Below are 20,060 nucleotides of genomic sequence, written 5' to 3'. Positions count from 1 at the left end.
CGAAATATTGAAGCGATTCCGGGAAAGCGTCCGGTTTAACCGACTTTGGCTAAAATGAAGTCCGCCAGTATTCTGCCTGTTTCTTTTAATTCGTAGTCTTTGATCCAGGAGTCTTCGGCGGAAGTCTCTTTCTTTTCCTTTATGTCGATGCCGAGCAATTTGGCTTTTTCTTCTTCTCTTCTTTTTTTCTCGGCGTCGGCTTTTTCTTTTTCGGCTTTTCTCTTTTCAAGATTCAGGGTAAACAGTTTTTTCTGCCGGTTCTTTTTGAACTCTTTTATTTCTTCGAGAAGGAAATGATATTCGGGGTCTTTTTGAGCTCGTCTCTCGTGCTTTTGCTCCAGCAGCGGAATTAAACTCGTCAGATTGTCGTACGGTTCGTACTGAACAGGATTGATCGTATCGTAGGGCAGAGCTCTGTCGTAAGCGCTTTCTCCGAATTCTTTCGATTCGTAAGGCGACGGGAACGCCACGTCGGGTTCAACGCCTTTGTTTTGTGTCGAATTGCCTGTAACTCTGTAAAACTTTGCTATTGTCAATTTCAGTTTGCCAAGTTTTTTGTCTTTAATCGGAATTTGACTGTTCAAATCGAGGAGGTTCTGAACCGTGCCTTTTCCGAAAGTATTTTCTCCGATAACAAGTCCCCGTCCGTAATCTTGAATGGCGCCCGAGAGAATTTCGGAGGCAGAAGCGCTGAACCGGTTGACGAGCACGGCAAGCGGACCGTCGTAGTAAATATTCGAATCCCGGTCGCTGTTGACTTCGATTATGTTCATAATGTTTTTTACCTGCACTACGGGACCGGCTTTAATGAACAGTCCGGTGAGATTAATCGCTTCCTGCAGCGAACCGCCGCCGTTATTTCGTAAATCGAGAATTACGCCGTCTACTTTTTCTTTCTTAAATTCGTCGAGTATCTTTTTAACGTCGCGCGTGGTGCTTCTGTAATCTTTTAACCCTTTCTGCTGAGCTTCGAAGTCGCTGTAAAAAGAAGGAAGTTTTATTACGCCCAGTTTGAAATTGAGTCCCTCTTCTTCGATGTTAATAATTTCGCTTTTTGCCGCCTGCTCTTCGAGTTTGACTTCGTCGCGAATGATTTTAATTTCCGTCGGTTGAGCGTTGACTCCGTCTTCGGCTTTTAAAATCAATAAACGCACGAGAGTGCCTTTTTTGCCGCGAATTAATTTAATAACGTCGTCGAGCCGCCATCCTACTACGTCGACCATTTCGCCGTCTTCGCCCTGAGCCACGCCGATAATTTTATCGTCGGCGTGCAAAAGTCCGCTCTTGTCGGCAGGACCTCCCGGAACTATGCTAACGACCACGGTGTAATCGTAATCCTGTCGAAGCGTTGCGCCAATCCCTTCGAGCGAAAGCTTCATGCTGATATCGAAATTATCCGACGCCGACGGTGATAGATAATCGGAATGCGGATCGTATACCTGAGTTACGGAATTCATAAAAACCGAGAAAACGTCTTCGGATTCGTATTGCAAAATTATTTTGTGATAGTTTCTGTAACGTTTCAGCAGCACGTCGACGGCGCCTTTCCAGTCTTTCCCGGAAAGCATCAAATTCAATGCGTCGTTTTTTAAACGCAGTCTCCACAATTCATTTAATTCTTCCTCTGTTTCAGCCCAATCGGCGCTGTCCCTGTCGGGACGAAAATATTCGTCTTTTGTAAAATCGAATTCATGCTCGAGAATCTTTTCGACGTATTTGACGCGTTCGCCCAATCTTTTTTTATAGAGATTGAATATTTCGAACGGAACGTTCAAATCGCCCGTTTCGAGATAATTGTCGAATTCGTAACGATATTTCTCGAACTGATTAATGTCTTTTTTGAGAAAATAAAGTCTGGAATTGTCCAGGTTCTTAATATACTGGTCGAAAATTAACGAAGAGAGAGTGTCGGAAAGAGGTTCTTTCCGAAAGTGGTACCGGCTTAGAATTCTCGTTATAACCTGCGCCACGCGTTCGTTTGTTTCTTCTGGAAGTATTACTTTGTTCGAGTCGATCGAATGGTCTTTGTTGATTACTTCTTCAACGTTTTGAGCGTTGATGAAACCCGTGAAGAATACGAAGCTGAGTAAAAGAATTAATTTTTTCATTGAGTAATCCGAATTATTTAGCGTTGATACATTGACAAATAAAAATAGTTTCTTTTTTGTTTAAGTATAGAGGTATCTTTTAATTTTCTGAGTAGGAGTTTTTTCGAACGGCTCCTGTTGTTCGATAATTTTGCTCAATTGCGAAAACTTGTTCACGCGAGAATTAACGTATGTCAAAATATCGCTCAGTATTTTATTGATAAATTGACGCGACTGCGAGTTGTCCATGTTTTCGGTTTCTTTGTCGATAACGTCGTAATTGAGATAGACGCGCGCAATCAATTTTCCGTTGTTCTCGATTACAAGCGATTCCAGAACGTAAGTCGACTCGTTTATCAACGACTCGATTTCTTCCGGATAGATGTTTTTTCCGTTCGGACCGATTATAACGTTTTTGGAACGTCCTTTAATAAAGAGATAGCCTTCGTCGTCGATAAACCCGAGGTCGCCGCTTCGGAACCATCCGTCTTCAGTGAAAACTTCTTTGGTTTTTTCGGGGTCTTTGTAGTAGCCTTTCATAACGTTTGGTCCTTTGATCAGGACTTCGCCTTCGCCCGTGGCGGGGTCGGGGTTATCTATTTTGACGCTGACGTTCGGCAGAGCTTTGCCGGCGGATCTGAATTTCACTAGTTCCGGTTTTGTTCCGGTCGCAAGCGGCGAAGTTTCGGTCAAGCCGTAACCGACGGCGTACGGGAAATGCGATTCTTTGAGAAACAATTCGACGTCCGCCGCAAGAGCCGCGCCGCCTATGCACATCATTTTCAATTCCCCTCCGAATGTTTGCATCAGCTTTTTGCCCGCCACTGCATTTATCTTTTTTCTGAAATACGGAATGCCGTATAATTTACGGGTGATTAACTTTTTGTTTATTTCCGGCAGTACCTTCAGTTTATAAATTTTTTCGATAATAAGCGGTACCGCCAGTATAATTGTCGGTTTTACTTTTTGAAGCGCCGGAAGCAAAACGGTAGCGGTCGGCGGCTTGGATAAATATGTTATCGACGCGCCCGCTATAAACGGAGTTACCAGACCTAGAGTCGATTCTATTGTATGGAACAAAGGCAGAATCGACAACATTCTGTCCGTCGATGTTACTTCCACAATCGAAAGCGTGTCGAGCGCGTTCGAAACGATATTTTTATGCGTCAACAATACTCCTTTGGAATGACCCGTAGTGCCCGAAGTATAGAGAATCAAAGCGGGAGTTTCTTCTTCAACTTCCTCGGAAATTAATCCGACAAATTTGAGAGCCGCTTCTTTGATTCTTGAAAATTCTTTCCTGCCGCTGTCCAATATCTCTTTCAAAATATCGCTTTTCGTGTTTTCGGGTATTATCGAAAAATCGTCGATCAATATCCGGAGGGATAAATTTTTGCTGTCAAAGTCTTCGATTTTGGAAAATTGTTTCGACGAAACAAAAATAGCTTTTGATACGGAATGTCGTAACACATGCTGCACTTCCGAAGCGCTGAATTCCGTCATTACGGGCACGGCTATTGCGCCCATTGTGGTTATTGCAAAATAAGTGACTGCCCAGTTAGGTTGATTTTCGCTCAAGATAGCCACTTTGTCGCCCGCTATAATACCGTTCGATTTCAGGTAAGCGGAAACGGTTTCTACTTTTTCCTTGAACTTCCGGTATGTAAGCGCGGGTTGATCGATGTACGATACGGCAACGTTGCCGCTGTGTTTTTCGCAGCTTGTTTTGAGCACTTCCAATAATGTTAGTTTTTTCAATTTTCTCACTTCTTTATAAATATTGACACAAATAATAACAAAAATTATCGACAAAAATTCAATTTATACAGGGTCGACGTGGACGAACACTTTTTGGATTTCGTCGAGTTCTTCGAGCGTTTGACGCACCTTGTTGCCGATGTCGTGAGATACGGATGTGGGAATGTCTTTGTCTACTTCGATGTGAATTTCGATGTGATATTTGTCGCCTACAAAGTGTGAGCGTAGGTCGTTTATGCCTTTGACGCCGTGAATTTCCATTGTTATTTTTCTAAGCTCGGAATCAAATTCCGCCGGCGCCGAACGTCCCATTAAATAATCGATATTTTCGCGACCGACTTCGTAACCGGATTTGAAAATGAACATGGCTACCATAATGCCCGCAATGCTGTCGAAATATTCGAGGTTGTATGCGCTGCCCCAAAACCCTATCAATGCAATTGACGATGCCAGCACGTCGTTAATGCTGTCGACCGAAGCGGCTTTTATAGCCGGACTTTTATATTTTCTGCTCACGTTTATCTGGTAACGGCTGAGTATTATTTTCGTGACGATGGTAACAATAAGCACGATATAAACTTCGGGTATCGGGTCGATCGGTTGAGGTTCTATCAATCTTTTAATCGATTCTTCGACGATATTGATTCCTACTACAAACGCAAAAACCGCCAGTATGAAAGCCGCAATCGGCTGAGCCGCGTTGTGACCGAACTGATGTTTTTGATCGGGTTTGTCTTTCGAAATTTTTACCGCTATTTTAATTCCGATTGAAACGAGTATGTCGGTAAAAGAGTTGAGCGCTTCCGAAATAACGGCAATGGAATTCGACATTACTCCCACTACGGCTTTGATAATAAAAAGGAAAATGTTTATTCCAAGAGCAATATCGGTCGCGCGCTTGAGTTGCTTCATTTTTTCTTCACGATATTTAATGATGAACTTTTTATCTGACGATAGAATATTTCGAAGCATAAAAACCAATCGAGAAAAATAATCGTTTTAATTCCCGCCTCGTCGTTAGCTCTTTTAAGATAATTCCTTAATATGTTTTTATTGTAAATGTCCGGATTATATAATTGATTGGTTTCGACCAGTTCGATAAGATAAGGCAGTAATAATTTCTTGAATATTGCAATGTACTCATTCCGGAACGAGTGTCTGAAAAATTTTTCTTTTAATCTTTTGTAGATATTCATCCCGATACCGTTTAGGTAATACGGGTAAACCGTTTCTCCTTTAACAAGCGGAAATCTTCTTAATTCGGAACGCTGACGTTTTATGATTTTTTTAAATATATTTTTTCCGGGAGTATTTATTGAAAAGCTATATTTTAATATTGACGGCTGTACATACGGCATATAAGATTTTACAATGTCATCGATTCTCGACTGTTCGCAGCAAAAATGATTTGGCAGCTTAGTTTTAATAGCCAACAAATTAGAATAATTGTTAATGCCGATGTCTTCTATACCAGGCAAATTATCTATTAGTTCTTCAATTTGAATACGGGCGCCTTCAATCATGATTTTTTTTATGTCATTTGAAAAGAAATCGGGTTTTGGCGAGAGGAAAAGTTCATATAATCTGTCTATGTTTTTTTCTTTGATTGGAACAAACCCAAGAATTCTAAGTTTTTTCAAAAATTCTTTTCTGTATATTTCTCCGAATGCTCCGTCGATAATAATGTTTTGAGTTTCATTTAAAAGCGAGTAATGCCTCAATTGAAGATAAGAGAGGGCGGAAGTATTAATAATCGTTTGTAATAAATATTTTTCTAACTCGGCTATTAAATTATCGGCGTTAGGATTGTAGAACTGTCTATGTTCGATTCCGAAAGTTTGAGATATTTCTTTTGCAATCTGTGAATCAGGATGATTAACCAAACCAAACGAATGTACGTCCCATTTTTTTTCATGGGTATTTAAAAGTATTGAAAATAACACGCGGGAGTCGAGTCCGCCGGATAAACTAAGAGAAACATTGTTCTGAAACAGGGGGAATGTTGTTACCGATTTGAGTTCTGATTCGAAAAGTAATTCGACGTCGGCAATCTCGTTTGAATCCGGTAACCAATTATATTCGTTTAGTTTTATCTCAAGCGTTTGACGATTAATGGTTGCGGATTTTCCCGCGACTAATCGTATTACGTTTTTGAAGACGGATTCGGTCGTAATTTGACTGAATAAGAGCCAGCGGCTGCCGAATTTTTGAAAATCCAATTCGGCGTCGCTTAATTTTTGCAGCCAATCAACGCGTGTAGAAAAAAGGATTGTATCGCTTGATAAGCGATACAGGTAGATATCGCGCAAGCCTGTTATGTCGGTTTGGAATAGTATGTTATTTTTGTTCCAAGTTACAAGCGCAAAATGACCGTCCAGCTTGTATATATCGGCGCGTTTTTCGAAAAGTCTCTTCCAATCGTCGCTTGACATAAACTTTTTCTTTTCGTCCGGAGCAATTCCGTTGCCTACGACTATAAAGCCGTCCTCTGAATTAAAGTCGGCTACCTGAGTAGATTTAGAACCTCCCGATAATAAATAAAGATTTTTTTCTTCATGAACATTTATTAAAGGGTCGGAAATGGTTGAAATTATCCGTTTTAAATCTTCTTGTATCTGTCCAACGACGCCTAAAATCCAGCTCATCTATCTACCTGTTCATTTAATAGAAGAGCCGCGTATATTTGCGGCTCCGGTACCGGCTAAGTTTATTTCTCCGCCCAGATTTGAGCGAGAGTAACAATCATTTTTACCGCCGCTTCGATATCCTGTACGGCAATATATTCTGTGTAGGCGTGAAAATTGTGTCCACCTGCAAAAAGATTCGGCGTCGGAAGTCCCATATAACTCAACCTGGCTCCGTCTGTGCCGCCTCGAATTGCCGATTTGATCGGCTTAATTCCCAAACGATTCAACGCTTCGATTGCGTAGGCTTCAACCTGAGGATGCTGGTCTAAAACATATTTCATATTTCTGTATTGTTCTATCACTTCGAAATCGAATGAAGAACCGGGGTAATTTGCTACGGCTTTTTCCGCCAGTTCTTTCAACATAGATTCGTATTCTTTTAATTTATCGGCGTCGAAATCGCGAATAATGAATTTTACCACGGTTTCGGTTTCGTTGCCCGTTACGGATGTAGGGTGAACATAACCTTCGCGTTTTTCTGTTGTCTCGGGCGAAAGTCTGTCCTTCGGCAGCATATCGATAAAATTTGCCGCAATTTTAATTGCGTTAATCATTTTGTCTTTTGCGTAGCCGGGATGCACGTTTTTACCGTGAAATTTTATAACGACGGCGTCGGCGCTGAAAGTTTCGGTTTCGACTTCGCCGCGCGTTGAGCCGTCGATTGTGTACGCATATTTTGCTCCGAATCTTTTGACGTTGAATTTTTCGGCGCCTCGTCCTACTTCTTCGTCGGGTGTAAAGCACACGCGTATTTTTCCGTGTTTGATTTCGGGATGTTGAATCAAGTAGTTCATAGCGTCAATTATTTCGGCTATGCCCGCTTTGTCGTCCGCGCCCAGAAGGGTTGTTCCGTCGCTCGTGATAATGTCGAAACCGATCATATCTTTCAATTCCGGATTCTCATCCGCCTTGATTACTTTCGAAGAGTCGCCAGGCAGTACAATGTCGCCTCCCTGATAGTTTTTGTGAATCACCGGTTTTACGTCTTTTCCGCTTACTGCAGGCGAGGTGTCGACGTGGGCAATAAAACCGATTGTCGGAACGTCTTTATCGACGTTCGAGGGCAACGTAGCCATAACATAACCGTATTCGTCCATCTCAACATCCTGCATGCCAATCTCTTTTAGCTCCTCAACCAATAGCTTTGAAAGTTCAAGCTGTTTCGGATCGCTCGGAAAACTGGTCGATTCCTCGTCGGAAGTTGTTTCGATTTTTACGTATTTCAAAAAACGATCGACTGCAGTGAATTTGTAGTTTTCGTCAAACATTTTATACCTCTTTCATTTTTCATTGAAATTTGAACTCTAAGTTAAAAGAAATTTTTTCAAAATACGAGATTAATCAAAAAATCCGGAACGGAGCATCGACAAATCAGACGTCGGGAAAAAATTATGTCACCCCTCCGGGGTTTTGTTTCTTATTGATAATTCCATCCTATAATAATATCAACCCTCCGGGTTTTTATGTTTCTCTCAGAGTCAAGGCTAATCGGTAATGAAAAAAAGATAAATTAATTGAGAGAGCCGATACCTGCAAAAATGTTTATTAATCTTGCAATGTTAAAATGCTCTAACCCCGAAGGGGTGACATTTTTGTAATACGTCAAATCCGGACAATAATTAAGAACCCCAGAGGGGTGAAATAGAAAATGTCCGGGAAATATGTCACACGTCCCGGGTTTTTCTTCGACCGCAAATCCGAGTTATAAATATTGGAACCCTCCGGCGTTTATCACATTGTTGAATTATAACCATAACTTCGTATGAGTGATATAATTTATAGAATATATGACAACCAGAGAATGAAAACCCCGTATAGGTGGAATAATTGAAAATTTCGTATACATCAGAAAACCAAACCCCGAAGGGGTGTAATTATTGTAACACAGCAAACCAACCATAAAACGAAACCCCGAAGGGGTGGCATTATTGTAACACAACAACCGAATAACAAAACTAAACCCCAGCGGGGTGACATAACAAACAGCGGAGAACAATATGCCGCCCGTCCCGGGTTCGACACCCGTTGATATTTCAGTCTAGAATAATGTCAACCCTCCGGGTTTGGGGCTTTTATGTTGTCGGTTAGTTGCAAAAATGTCAACCCTCCGGCGTTTATCACATTGTTGATTTATAACCATAACTCCGAAGAGGTGATATTGACAACCGGTGAATAAAAACCCCGCGTGGTCGGAATAATAGAAAATTTCGTATGCATCAGAAAACCAAAACCCCGCAGGGGTGTAATTATTGTAACACAGCAAACCAACCATAAAACGAAACCCCGAAGGTGTGGCATTATTGTAAAACAACAACCGAATAACAAAACTAAACCCCAGCGGGGTGACATAACAAACAGCGGAGAACAATATGCCGCCCGTCCCGGGTTCGACACCCGTTGATATTTCAGTCTAGAATTATGTCAACCATCCGGGTTTTGGGTTTTTTAATGTTGTCGGTTATTTACAAAAATATCACGCCTCCGGCGTTTATCCTCTTGATGAATTATAATCATAACTCCGAAGGAGCGATATAATTATAGAACATATGACAACGGGTGAATAAAAACCCCGCAGGGGTGTAATTATTGTAACACAACAATCCAACCATAAAACGAAACCCCGAAGGGGTGGCATTATTGTAAAACAACAACCGAATAACAAAACTAAACCCCCGAAGGGGTGAAATAATTGTAACTCTCCGTCTCTTATTATTATAATAACGCCCGATTATAAATATAATAATCGACATTCGTCTCCCGTTCTAAAAAAACGCTCCTATTCATGTTAAAGCCATTCGCAAGTTGGTATTTAATTTGATTGTAGTTGTGCCCTATGAATAATGTAATAAATATATATGACGGCATAATAATCATTGGCTATCTTCTGGTAATTATAGCCGTAGGTCTTTATTCCAAATTCAAAGACAAGGGAGTTGACGATTATTTCCTTGCCGGCAGGAATTTAAATTGGGCTGTAGTCGGTTTTTCGTTGTTCGTCACTAACATTTCGAGCGAGCATTTAATCGGACTTGCCGAATCGGGCTCTCAAAGAGGACTGGCAGTGGGTCAATACGAATTGATAGCTATTTTTCTACTCGTTTTGTTGGGATGGGCGTTGGCTCCGTTATATAAAAAGTCGGGCGTATTGACTTCGCCTCAGTTTTTCGGAATTGTTTACGGAGAAAAGAACAGAAAGCTTTTTGCAGGATTGACGATTTTTTCGCATCTGTTTACTAAAATTCTTGTAACGCTCTTTGCAGGCGGAATTTTGTTTAATGCCGTCCTGGGCTGGAGCTTGTTCTCGTCCGCAATCATTATAATCCTCGCCAGCGGAATTTATACTTTGATCGGAGGATTTTCGGCTGTAATTAGAACTCAGATTTTTCAGGGCATTTTGTTTCTTATTACATCGGCTATTTTTGCTTTTATCGGATTGAGGGAAGTAGGCGGAGTAGAACAACTGTTTCAGAAATTACCCGCGGATTATTTCCAGATGTTCAAACCGATTAATGATCCGGAATTTCCGTGGACAGGCATTCTGTTCGGCGCTCCTATTATTGCCTTCTGGTATTGGTGCGCCGATAATTATATGGTTCAAAGGATTCTTGCTGCGCGAAGCGTTGAAGACGCGCAAAAAGGCACGCTCTTTGCCGGATTTCTTAAAATCTTTCCGATTTTCCTTTTCGTTATTCCCGGAATGACTGCTGTTGTGCTCTATCCGGAATTAAAAGGGAATTACGCTTATACGTCGCTTCTGGTGAGCGATATAATTCCCGCAGGAATTAAAGGATTGATTATAGCAGGGTTCTTCGGAGCTATGATGTCGTCTCTGTCGGCGGCGTTCAACAGTATTGCCGCTGTATATACAATCGATTTTTATAAACCTTCTCATCCCGGGGCTTCGGATAGGACGCTGGTTTTGGTAGGAAGGATGACTACCATTATAGTTGTCGTGGTTACATTGGTGCTTGTGCCCTTCGTAAAAATAATTAACAATCAGATTTATCTGTTCCTTCAGAGCGCTCAGGCTTACGTGAGCGCGCCGATAACCGCCGCATTTATAGCCGCGCTTTTTGTAAAAAATATTAATGTCAAATCGGTTCTCCTTGCCCTCGCAGCCGGCGAACTCGTCGGTTTGTTCCGTTTCGCAGTCGAAACGATGGACAGAGGCGGTTATCTTGCCAACGGAGCTCTGTTGTTCCTGATTAATATCAACTATCTCCATTTTGCAATATTGCTCTTTCTGTTCACTTTGACGGTGATGTTTCTTTTCAATGCAATCTTGAAATCGCGCTATGCGAACCCGATACTTCAATTTACCGCTTCGGGAATCGCTTACGATAAAAAAACAGTCGTACTCTCGGGTGTCGTTCTTTTCCTTACTATCGGCATCTGGTTCTTTTTCAGTTGAAAAAAAGGAGTTGTAATGAAGAAATTTGCAGTCATATTTTTAGCGTTGCTGTTCTCCGTAGAAATTACGGCGGAATTCAAATTCGCGGGAAAAGTTACGAATTATAAAAAGTTTGATAATCGAGTTGAATTTACGCTGGAAAATGCAAAATTCAATCTTTACGTTCTCGACGCGAATATTGTAAGATTCAGATATACTCAGAATAACGATTTTGATCCGGCGCCGTCATACGCTGTAGTTTATCAAATGCCGGCAAAGAGCGAATTCGATTTCAGGGAGTCGGGCGACGAATTTGTTCTTGAAACTTCGGAATTAACGGTGCGAATTACGAAAAATCCCTGCCGCGTGTCGATTTACGACAAAAACAATAATCTTCTCAATGCTGATCACAAAGGCTTCGGAGTGGCTTTCGACGACGACGATATAAGATGTTTCAAAGAGTTGAACACAAACGAAAAATTCTACGGACTGGGCGAAAAATCCGACGGTCTTTTAAAAAACGGCAAACAATATACGTTGTGGAATACCGATTTCCCCGCCTACGATACACGCAAGGACGAATTGTATCAATCGATTCCGTTCTTTATCGGAATCAATAATTACAAAGCTTACGGAATATTTTTCGATAATCCTTATAAATCGCATTTTAATTTCGGGGCAAGCAATAACAGGTTTTACTGGTTCGGCGCGGAAAAGGGCGAAATGGACTACTATTTTATTTACGGTCCCGATATAAAAAGAGTGATTTCCGACTATACGAAATTGACCGGCAGAATGGAACTGCCGCCGAAATGGGCAATCGGATATCAGCAAAGCAGATACAGTTATTATCCCGAATCGTCGGTGCGCAGAGTAGCGCAGGCGTTCCGCGATCGCAAAATCCCTTGCGACGTTATCTATCTCGACATTCACTATATGAACGAATATCGAGTATTCACGTGGAATAAGGAACGTTTTCCGCATCCCGAAAAAATGCTCTCGGACTTGGAAGAGATGGGATTTAAAGTCGTTCCGATAATCGATCCCGGAGTTAAAGCCGATCCCGACTATTTTGTGGCTAAAGAAGGACTCGAAAACGACCTTTTTGCAAAGTATCCCGACGGCGAATACTATCAGGGAGAAGTCTGGCCGAGTTGGTCGTACTTCCCCGATTTCACAAAGAATGCTACTCGAAAATGGTGGGGAGACAAACTTTCGATTTTACTTGATCAGGGAGTGGACGGTTTCTGGAACGATATGAACGAACCTGCCGTATGGGGACAAAATTTCCCGGATATCGTACTTTTCGATGACAACGGTTTTACCGCAACACACAAAAAAATACATAACGTTTATGCATTATCGATGGCGCGCGCTACGGCGGAAGGATTAAAAAGACATTCGAACAAGAGGCATTTTATATTAACGCGCGCCGGGTATTCCGGAATTCAAAGATATGCCGCCGTCTGGACGGGCGATAACGTTGCAAACGACGAGCATCTAATTCTTGCCTGTACAATGTCTCTCGGTATGGGCTTAAGCGGGGTCCCGTTTATCGGTTCGGACGTGGGCGGTTTTATCGGCGAACCTTCCGACAATCTTTTCAGAAGATGGTATCAACTGGGAGCTTTTACCCCGTTTTTCAGAGGACATTCGGCGGTCGATACTCGTCAACGCGAACCTTATAATTTCAGCGAATTCGTCGAGAAAGACGTGCGCAAGGCTATCGAAATGAGATACCGGCTTTTGCCTTTCTGGTATAATGAATTTTATAATTCGTCTGTAACGGGCTTGCCGATTATGAGAGCCATGTTCGTTAATTATCCGAAAGACGATAACGCATATAATCAAGAAGCTCAGTATCAATATATGTTGGGCGAAAATTTGCTGGTCGCGCCCGTGCTGATATCTTACGACAAGTTCAAAAAACTTTATCTGCCGGAAGGAAAGTGGTACGACTGGACGAACAACAGCGTGATTGAAGGAGGCAAGTGGATTATTAAAGAAGTTCCGCTGGATGAAATTCTCCTCTTTGTGCGGGCAGGCGGTATTATTCCGATGCAGGAAGTCGTTAATTACACGGGCGAAAAAGAGATCGATTCGCTCCGCTTTTTAGTCTTTCCTGCCGCAAGCTCCGAATATAAATTCTACGAAGACGACGGCGTTTCTTACGAATATAAAAACGGCAAGTATACTGTAACAAAGTTTATACTTGATAAGAAAGATAAAAATATCATTCTCACTACAAATAAAGAACACAAGGGCTACGAAAGCGGGGTCAAAAAATACGAGTTCTTGTTTGTCGGTGTGGAAAAACCAAATGCCGTAATTGTCAACGGAAATAAAACGAATGATTTTAATTTCGAAAACAGCAGGTTGAGTATACAAACTCCGGTTTCGGACAACATAAAAATCGAATTAAAATATTAGGCATAATATGAAAATTTTTACGACGGCATTAATCTTTTTTTCGGCTGCGCTTGTAAGCGGACAAACAAAATTCAACGAGCCGCCGCAATGGGCTAAAGAAGCGGTCTGGTATCAGATCTTTCCCGAACGTTTCTATAACGGCGACAAATCGAACGATCCTAAGCCCGAAGATATGGAAGGCGCATGGCCGTATTTTACGCCCGAAGGCTGGCAAATTCATCCGTGGACTTCCGACTGGTACAAACTTCAGCCGTGGGAAAAGAAAACCGGTTTCGACTTCTACAGAAATGCGGGCTTGAGAAGATACGGCGGGGATATTCGGGGAATAATAGACAAACTCGATTATTTGAAAGAACTCGGTATAACGGCAATTTATCTCAATCCCGTTTTTGAATCGCCGTCGCTTCATAAATACGACGCCTCTATGTATCATCATATCGATAATAATTTCGGGCCCGATCCCGAAGGCGACAAAGCAATCTGGGAAAAAGAAAATCCCGAAGACCCGTCCACCTGGCAATGGACTTCGGCTGACAAACTCTTTCTTGAATTGATTAAAGAAGCGCATAAAAGAGGCATTAAAATTATTATAGACGGCGTATTCAATCATACGGGAACTAATTTCTGGGCTTTCCGGGATATCGTTAAAAATCAACAGAACTCCAGATACAAAGATTGGTATACGATTAAAAAGTGGGACGACCCAAATACTCCAGAAAACGAATTCGATTATGAAGGCTGGTACGGTGTAAAAGATTTGCCTGAAATAAGAGAAGACGAAAACGGTATTGTCGATGGTCCGGCTGAACATATTCGTTTAATTGTAAAAAGATGGATGGATCCGAACGGAGACGGCAATCCTGAAGACGGGATTGACGGCTGGAGGCTCGATGTGGCTGAAATGGTAAATCATAAATTCTGGATGAAATTCAGAACGTGGGTAAGAGAAATCAATCCCGAGGCGTATCTGGTCGGAGAAGTATGGTGGAAGGATTGGAACAATTACGAAATGTTTAACGCTGCGCCGTGGCTTCAAACTCAGTTCGATGCCGTGATGAATTACAGGTTTACAAGAGCCGTTAAAGACCTCGTTTTTTCCGGAAAATATTTTACAGGCGTTCGCGGCTTTATCGATACAATCAAAACTATGATGAATCAGTACGGAGTTAATTATTACGCAATGATGAATTTGATGGGGAGTCACGATACCGAACGCCTGGCGTCGTTAATTGTCAATCCCGACAACATGTACGACCATTCCGGTAATCCGGGACAAAATCCCGGCTTCGACGTAAGGAAACCGAATGAAATCGAAAGAGAGAAACAAAAGCTTGCCGTTGCTTTGCAATTTACACTGCCGGGCGCGCCTCAAATTTATTACGGAGACGAAACAGGCATGTGGGGCGGCGACGATCCCGACTGCCGTAAACCGATGGTATGGGAAGAGTTTAATTACGAAGTCGAAAAATCCCATCCGCTCGGAAAGGATCGTCCGGCGGATTCCGTCTTTTTCGACAAACAGCTTTTCGATTGGTACAAAAAAATGGCGGCAATAAGAAACGGCAATAAGTCTTTGTCGTTAGGAAACCTGACTTTTATGGAGCGCTTTGCCGGGAAAAATATACTGGCATATAAAAGAAATCTCGACGGCGAAGAAATAATGGTTATAGCAAACATAAAAGACGAACCGAAAGAGATTGATATTAAGAGACCGGGAACGATGACCGACCTCGTTTCGGGAAATAAAATTAACTCCGACGAAAAAATTTCTTTAAACGGTTATCAGATAATGATATTAAAGTAAGGCTTATGAAAGAATATAAATCTAAATACGAAAGTTTCATTTTATTGTTAAGCGGGGGATATAGTTTGATTCAAAATAACCAAACTAAATTAATTACTAAACAAAATAATCACACAATGGCGGGAGGAAAATATGATGAAACCCAAAGATGAAAACTTGGTGGCGAATTCATGCGATAACGCAGACAGCCATTTAAGTTTAACGCTTATTAAAGACGGCGTACTATCCGCTAAAAGAACCGGCATTCCGGCTGTATCCAAAGGAATACTGTTTTTAATAGTATTTTTATTAATGCAAGCGGGTTCGGTTCTTTATGCCCAGGAATGGGAATTACGCGGAAAGGTTACTGACGCCGAAGACGGCTCTCCGATAATCGGAGCCAACATTATCGAAAAAGGCACTACGAATGGAACGGCTACTGATGTTAACGGAGAATTCAGATTAAAAGTAAGAAAAGGCTCTGTGCTTGTTATTTCGAGCGTCGGTTATGCAAAGGTGGAAGTAACCATAGTCGATCAGAAATATCTCGAAATTGCCATGAATGTAGAAGCGGAGCAATTAACGGAAGTTGTAGTAGTCGGAATAGGATACGGAGAGGTGAAAAAATCCGACGCTACCGGATCGGTTGCGGCAATTTCCGCTAAAGATTTTGACAAGAGAGTTATTACATCGCCTCAGGAATTGTTAATCGGCAAAGCGCCCGGCGTGGTTGCCAATACTTTAAGCGGCGAAGCCGGAGCTGCAGCTCAGATCCGAATTCGCGGCGGATCGTCTATTACTGCAAACAACGATCCTTTGATTGTAATAGATAATATTCCGCTAGAAAGTACCGGAATAAGCGGAATGGCTAATCCGCTTTCGACAATTAATCCCAACGACATCGAATCGATTACTATACTTAAAGACGCTTCGGCTACCGCAATTTACGGATCGAGAGCCTCTAACGGCGTTATCATAATAAAAACCAAAAAAGGATTAAAAGGCGCCGAAAGAATGCTGGTTAATTACACCGGTAATTTTTCCTTGTCTTCTCCTTATAATTACATGCCGGTATTCAGCGGCGACGAATTCAGAGCTCTTGTACAGGACAGAGTGGAAAATCATGGCTTAACGTCGGCGGCGCTGGATCGTCTGGGAAATGCCAATACCGATTGGCAGAAAGAAATATATCAAGTGGCTCCGGAAACAGAGCATAACATTAGTATCCGTCATTCGATCGGTTCGGTGCCTTACCGTCTTTCTTTAGGATATTTATACCAGGATGGAATTCTTAAGTATAACAATATCGACAGAAAAAATGTGACGCTTAATCTAACTCCTACTTTGTTGGATGGAAATCTGACAATGGAAATAAACGGTAACGCGTCCTGGATAAGCAATAATTTTTCCAATACCGACGCTATCGGTTCTGCTGTAGAATTTGATCCGACGCAGCCTGTTAAAAACGGAAACACTCGTTATGGAGGGTATACAGCCTGGACGGAACTCAGCTCGGGTGATCCTCTTAACGGTTTGCCAAATAATATTGCGACTCATAATCCGGTGGCTCGTCTGGAATACCGCGATAATACGTCGACTGCTACCCGCTATATTGTAGGCGGCAAGTTTGACTATAACATCCCTTATGTACCGGGATTAAAGGCGATTTTGAATTTGGGTTACGATTATTATAAAACTGATGGAAGCGATATTACGGATACATTGGCTTCGTGGTCTTACAGAGAGCCGGAATATCAGATACGGGAGTACTGGCAGAAAAAGACAAACAGCTTATTGGACCTTTATCTGAATTACAATAAAGAATTGGGAATAAATAAATTCGATTTCACCGGCGGTTATTCTTATCAGCATTTTTATAACGAAGGTGAAAATTCGAATCGCGCATGGGATCCCACGGTGCCCGGCGCCCGCGTTACGCCTTATAAAAACGAATATTTCTTAATCTCATTCTTCGGACGTCTCAATTATACTTTATTGGACAAGTATCTGCTTACTGCGACAATCAGATACGACGGTTCTTCGAGATTTGCCGAGAACAACAGATGGGGCACTTTCCCGGCGGTTGCGTTCGCATGGAAAATGACCGAAGAACCGTTCATCGGAAAATCAGACCTTGTTAACGAGCTTAAACTTCGCGTAAGCTGGGGTAAAACCGGTCAGCAGGATATAGGGGACGACTACTACCCGTATATCCCGACTTATACGCTGAGCACTGCCGGCGCCTATTATCAATTTGGCGACCAGTTCTATCCCACTCTTCGACCCGATGCATACGACGCTAATATCAAGTGGGAAGTTCTCACTTCGTTGAACGCAGGTTTGGATTTCTCTCTGTTAAATAACCGCGTTACCGGCTCTATAGACGTCTATAAGAATAACTCGGATAATTTGTTGAACAGCATTCCGATTCCGGTAGGCAGTAACTTCTCGAATTATTTGTTGACAAACGTCGGCTCGATGGTAAATAAAGGCGTTGAAGTCGGGTTGAATATTACTCCTATACTCGAATCGGATTTCTCATGGGACTTGGGTATTAATATGACTTATAACAAAAATGAAATTACCAAACTTACGCTAACCGACGATCCGAATTACCCCGGAGTCAATACGGGCGATATTGCAGGCGGAGTCGGTAATACGGTTCAGAAATTCGCTGTCGGATATCCTGCTCGCGTATTCTTCCTTTTCACCCAGGTTTATGATCAAAACGGTAATCCGATTGAAGGACTTTATGTGGATAAAAGCGGACAAGGCGGCAACGTTGCAGGCAACGAACTGAATAAATATTACATGAAATCGCCCGACCCCGATTATCTTGTCGGTATTTCGTCGCGGATTAATTACAAGAATTTTGACTTTAGTTTCTCCGGCAGGCTAAGTCTGGGCAACTATGTCTACAACAATAACGCTTCAAACAGAGCGCTCTATCAACAGATTTATAATCAAAGCGGTTTTCTGTCGAATATCTTAACCGATGTTAAAAAGACGAACTTTACCACGGCACAATACTGGTCGAGTTTCTATCTTGAGAACGCATCGTTTTTCAGAATGGATGTCATAAGCGTCGGTTATAATTTTTCATCGTTGTTCGGAAATAATATTGGTGGGCGTATCGGTTTGTCTGTTCAGAATGTATTCGTAATTACCGACTATAGCGGATTGGATCCGGAAGTAGTTAATGGAATCGATAATAACATCTACCCGCGTCCGCGTACCTATATGATGACTATCAGCCTTAACTACTAATATTAAAAAAGGGAAAAAAAGATGAAAAAGATTACATTATTTATAACGGCAATAATTCTTTCTGCATTCTTCTTTACATCGTGCGTAAACGATTTGAATGTAGAACCAATAGATCCGAATGTAAATACGTTAAATAACGTCTTTAAGGATCAGTCGGCATATAAAAAGGCTCTGGCTAAACTATATGCCAGTTACGCATTAAGCGGTCAAACCGGAGGCGGAGGAGGCAATCCCGACATCGCCGGCATCGACGAAAATTTCGGCAATTACCTGAGACAGTATTGGGGACTGCAGGAACTTCCGACGGACGAAGCTATTATTGCATGGGACGACGCCACTATTAAAGATTTCCATTGGCACACATGGTCTCCTAATGATGTCTTTATTTCGGCTCTCTATTCAAGAATATTTTACACGATATCGATATGTAATGAATTTATAAGAAACGCCAACAAAGCCATCGACACTACTTCCGGGGCGTTTCAAACGGAGTTAAAAACATATAAAGCGGAAGCTCGCTTTTTAAGAGCTCTTTCGTACTGGCACGCTATTGATATGTTTGGCAATGTTCCTTTTGTTACCGAGGAAGACCTGCCGGGCGCTTTCTTCCCGAGAAGAATAACACGCTCTGAACTTTTCGAGTATATTGAAAATGAGTTGAAAGAAATTGAAAACGAGCTGGCGCCCGCAAGACAGAATGAATATGCGCGGGCAGACAGAGGAGCTGCATGGTTTCTGCTTGCAAAATTGTATCTCAATGCAAAAGTGTATACCGGTACAGAGCGATACACAGACGCACTTACTTATTTGAATAAAGTTATTTCGGCGGGCTATTCTCTCGACAACAGCTACGAACATTTATTTACAGCCGACAATAATTCGAGTCCTGAAATTATTTTCCCGATTACTTTCGACGGACAAAACACTCAGCAGTACGGAGGCATGACTTTCATTGTGCACGCTTCCAACGGCGGCGGAATGCCCTTGAACGGAATAGACGGCGGATGGGGCGGTATTAGAACTATTAAAAATTTCGTCGCTAAGTTTAATCTCAAAGAGAGCGATTTTGATTCCGATCCTCAGTATCAGGGTCCCGATAAAAGAGCTATGTTCTTTTTTGATAAATCGACCTGGAAATGGGATATTAACAACGTTGGCACGTTTACGGAAGGAATCGGAGTGACTAAATTTAAAAATATTAGCTCCAACGGAGGTCCGGCTCCTAATGCCCATGCAACATTTGTAAGCACCGATTTCCCGATGTTCCGTCTTGCAGACGCCTACTTAATGTACGCCGAAGCCGTATTAAGAGGAGGTTCGGGCGGAGATATCGGAACTGCAGTCAGCTACATAAACGCTTTGAGACGACGAGCGTATGGCAATGATTCGGGCAATATTACCGCATCCGATCTTACTCTCGATTTCATTCTTGATGAAAGAGGACGCGAATTATACTGGGAAGGGCACCGAAGAACCGATTTAGTGCGTTTCGGACAATTTACTAGCGGTCCTTACGTCTGGCAGTGGAAAGGAAAAGTAAAAGAAGGTATCCAAACGCCTTCTTTCAGAGACCTTTATCCTATTCCAATAAATGATCTCAATGCTAATCCGAATCTTATTCAAAACCCGGGTTATTAAAAATGATAAGTATTACAGTT

The 20,060-nt window shown here is 42.0% G+C and carries 11 protein-coding genes; 6 read left to right on the top strand and 5 right to left on the bottom strand.

From position 1 onward, the window contains the following. Positions 1–35: 35 nt before the first annotated feature. From ACSSWA_RS05640 to pepT, 5 genes are all read right to left on the bottom strand, one after another. A complete protein-coding gene (locus tag ACSSWA_RS05640) occupies positions 36–2,108 on the bottom strand; it encodes a carboxy terminal-processing peptidase (RefSeq protein ID WP_437355584.1) in 2,073 nt (690 codons plus the stop codon). A 60-nt stretch (positions 2,109–2,168) separates the two neighbouring features. After that, complete coding sequence (locus ACSSWA_RS05635) at positions 2,169–3,854, bottom strand: AMP-binding protein (RefSeq protein ID WP_437355583.1); 1,686 nt, start codon at positions 3,852–3,854, stop codon at positions 2,169–2,171. Between the two features lie 54 nt (positions 3,855–3,908). After that, the gene (locus ACSSWA_RS05630) at positions 3,909–4,757 is read right to left on the bottom strand and encodes a cation diffusion facilitator family transporter (protein WP_437355582.1); all 849 of its coding nucleotides are present in this window, start codon (positions 4,755–4,757) and stop codon (positions 3,909–3,911) included. Then, positions 4,754–6,490, bottom strand: coding sequence for an asparagine synthase-related protein (locus ACSSWA_RS05625; RefSeq protein ID WP_437355581.1), 1,737 nt, complete (start codon positions 6,488–6,490; stop codon positions 4,754–4,756). Before ACSSWA_RS05625 ends, ACSSWA_RS05630 begins: the two co-directional genes overlap by 4 nt. 62 nt (positions 6,491–6,552) lie before the next feature. Further along, complete coding sequence (gene pepT / locus ACSSWA_RS05620; protein ID WP_437355580.1) at positions 6,553–7,800, bottom strand: peptidase T; 1,248 nt, start codon at positions 7,798–7,800, stop codon at positions 6,553–6,555. A gap of 1,565 nt (positions 7,801–9,365) precedes the next feature. On the opposite strand from pepT, the gene ACSSWA_RS05615 reads away from it, so the two are divergent. From ACSSWA_RS05615 to ACSSWA_RS05590, 6 genes are read left to right on the top strand one after another with little or no spacing between them, the layout of a single operon-like run. After that, the gene (locus ACSSWA_RS05615) at positions 9,366–10,943 is read left to right on the top strand and encodes a sodium:solute symporter family transporter (protein WP_437355579.1); all 1,578 of its coding nucleotides are present in this window, start codon (positions 9,366–9,368) and stop codon (positions 10,941–10,943) included. 15 nt (positions 10,944–10,958) lie between these two features. Then, positions 10,959–13,352, top strand: a complete 2,394-nt coding sequence (locus tag ACSSWA_RS05610) for a glycoside hydrolase family 31 protein (protein WP_437355578.1) — start codon at positions 10,959–10,961, stop codon at positions 13,350–13,352. Positions 13,353–13,359: 7 nt separating this feature from the next. Then, on the top strand, positions 13,360–15,156 hold the full coding sequence (locus tag ACSSWA_RS05605) for a glycoside hydrolase family 13 protein (protein ID WP_437355577.1): 1,797 nt from the start codon (positions 13,360–13,362) through the stop codon (positions 15,154–15,156). A 5-nt stretch (positions 15,157–15,161) separates the two neighbouring features. Further along, positions 15,162–15,308, top strand: coding sequence for a hypothetical protein (locus ACSSWA_RS05600; protein WP_437355576.1), 147 nt, complete (start codon positions 15,162–15,164; stop codon positions 15,306–15,308). Next, a complete protein-coding gene (locus ACSSWA_RS05595) occupies positions 15,289–18,402 on the top strand; it encodes a SusC/RagA family TonB-linked outer membrane protein (RefSeq protein WP_437355575.1) in 3,114 nt (1,037 codons plus the stop codon). Before ACSSWA_RS05600 ends, ACSSWA_RS05595 begins: the two co-directional genes overlap by 20 nt. A 21-nt stretch (positions 18,403–18,423) precedes the next feature. Next, entirely contained in the window at positions 18,424–20,040 is a 1,617-nt protein-coding gene (locus tag ACSSWA_RS05590; protein WP_437355574.1) for a RagB/SusD family nutrient uptake outer membrane protein, read from the top strand. Positions 20,041–20,060: the final 20 nt, after the last annotated feature.

Source organism: Melioribacter sp. Ez-97, from assembly GCF_051488665.1.
GTDB lineage: Bacteria > Bacteroidota > Ignavibacteria > Ignavibacteriales > Melioribacteraceae > Melioribacter.
Note: the sequence above shows the minus strand (reverse complement) of the source record. Positions and strands in the feature narration are given on the sequence as shown.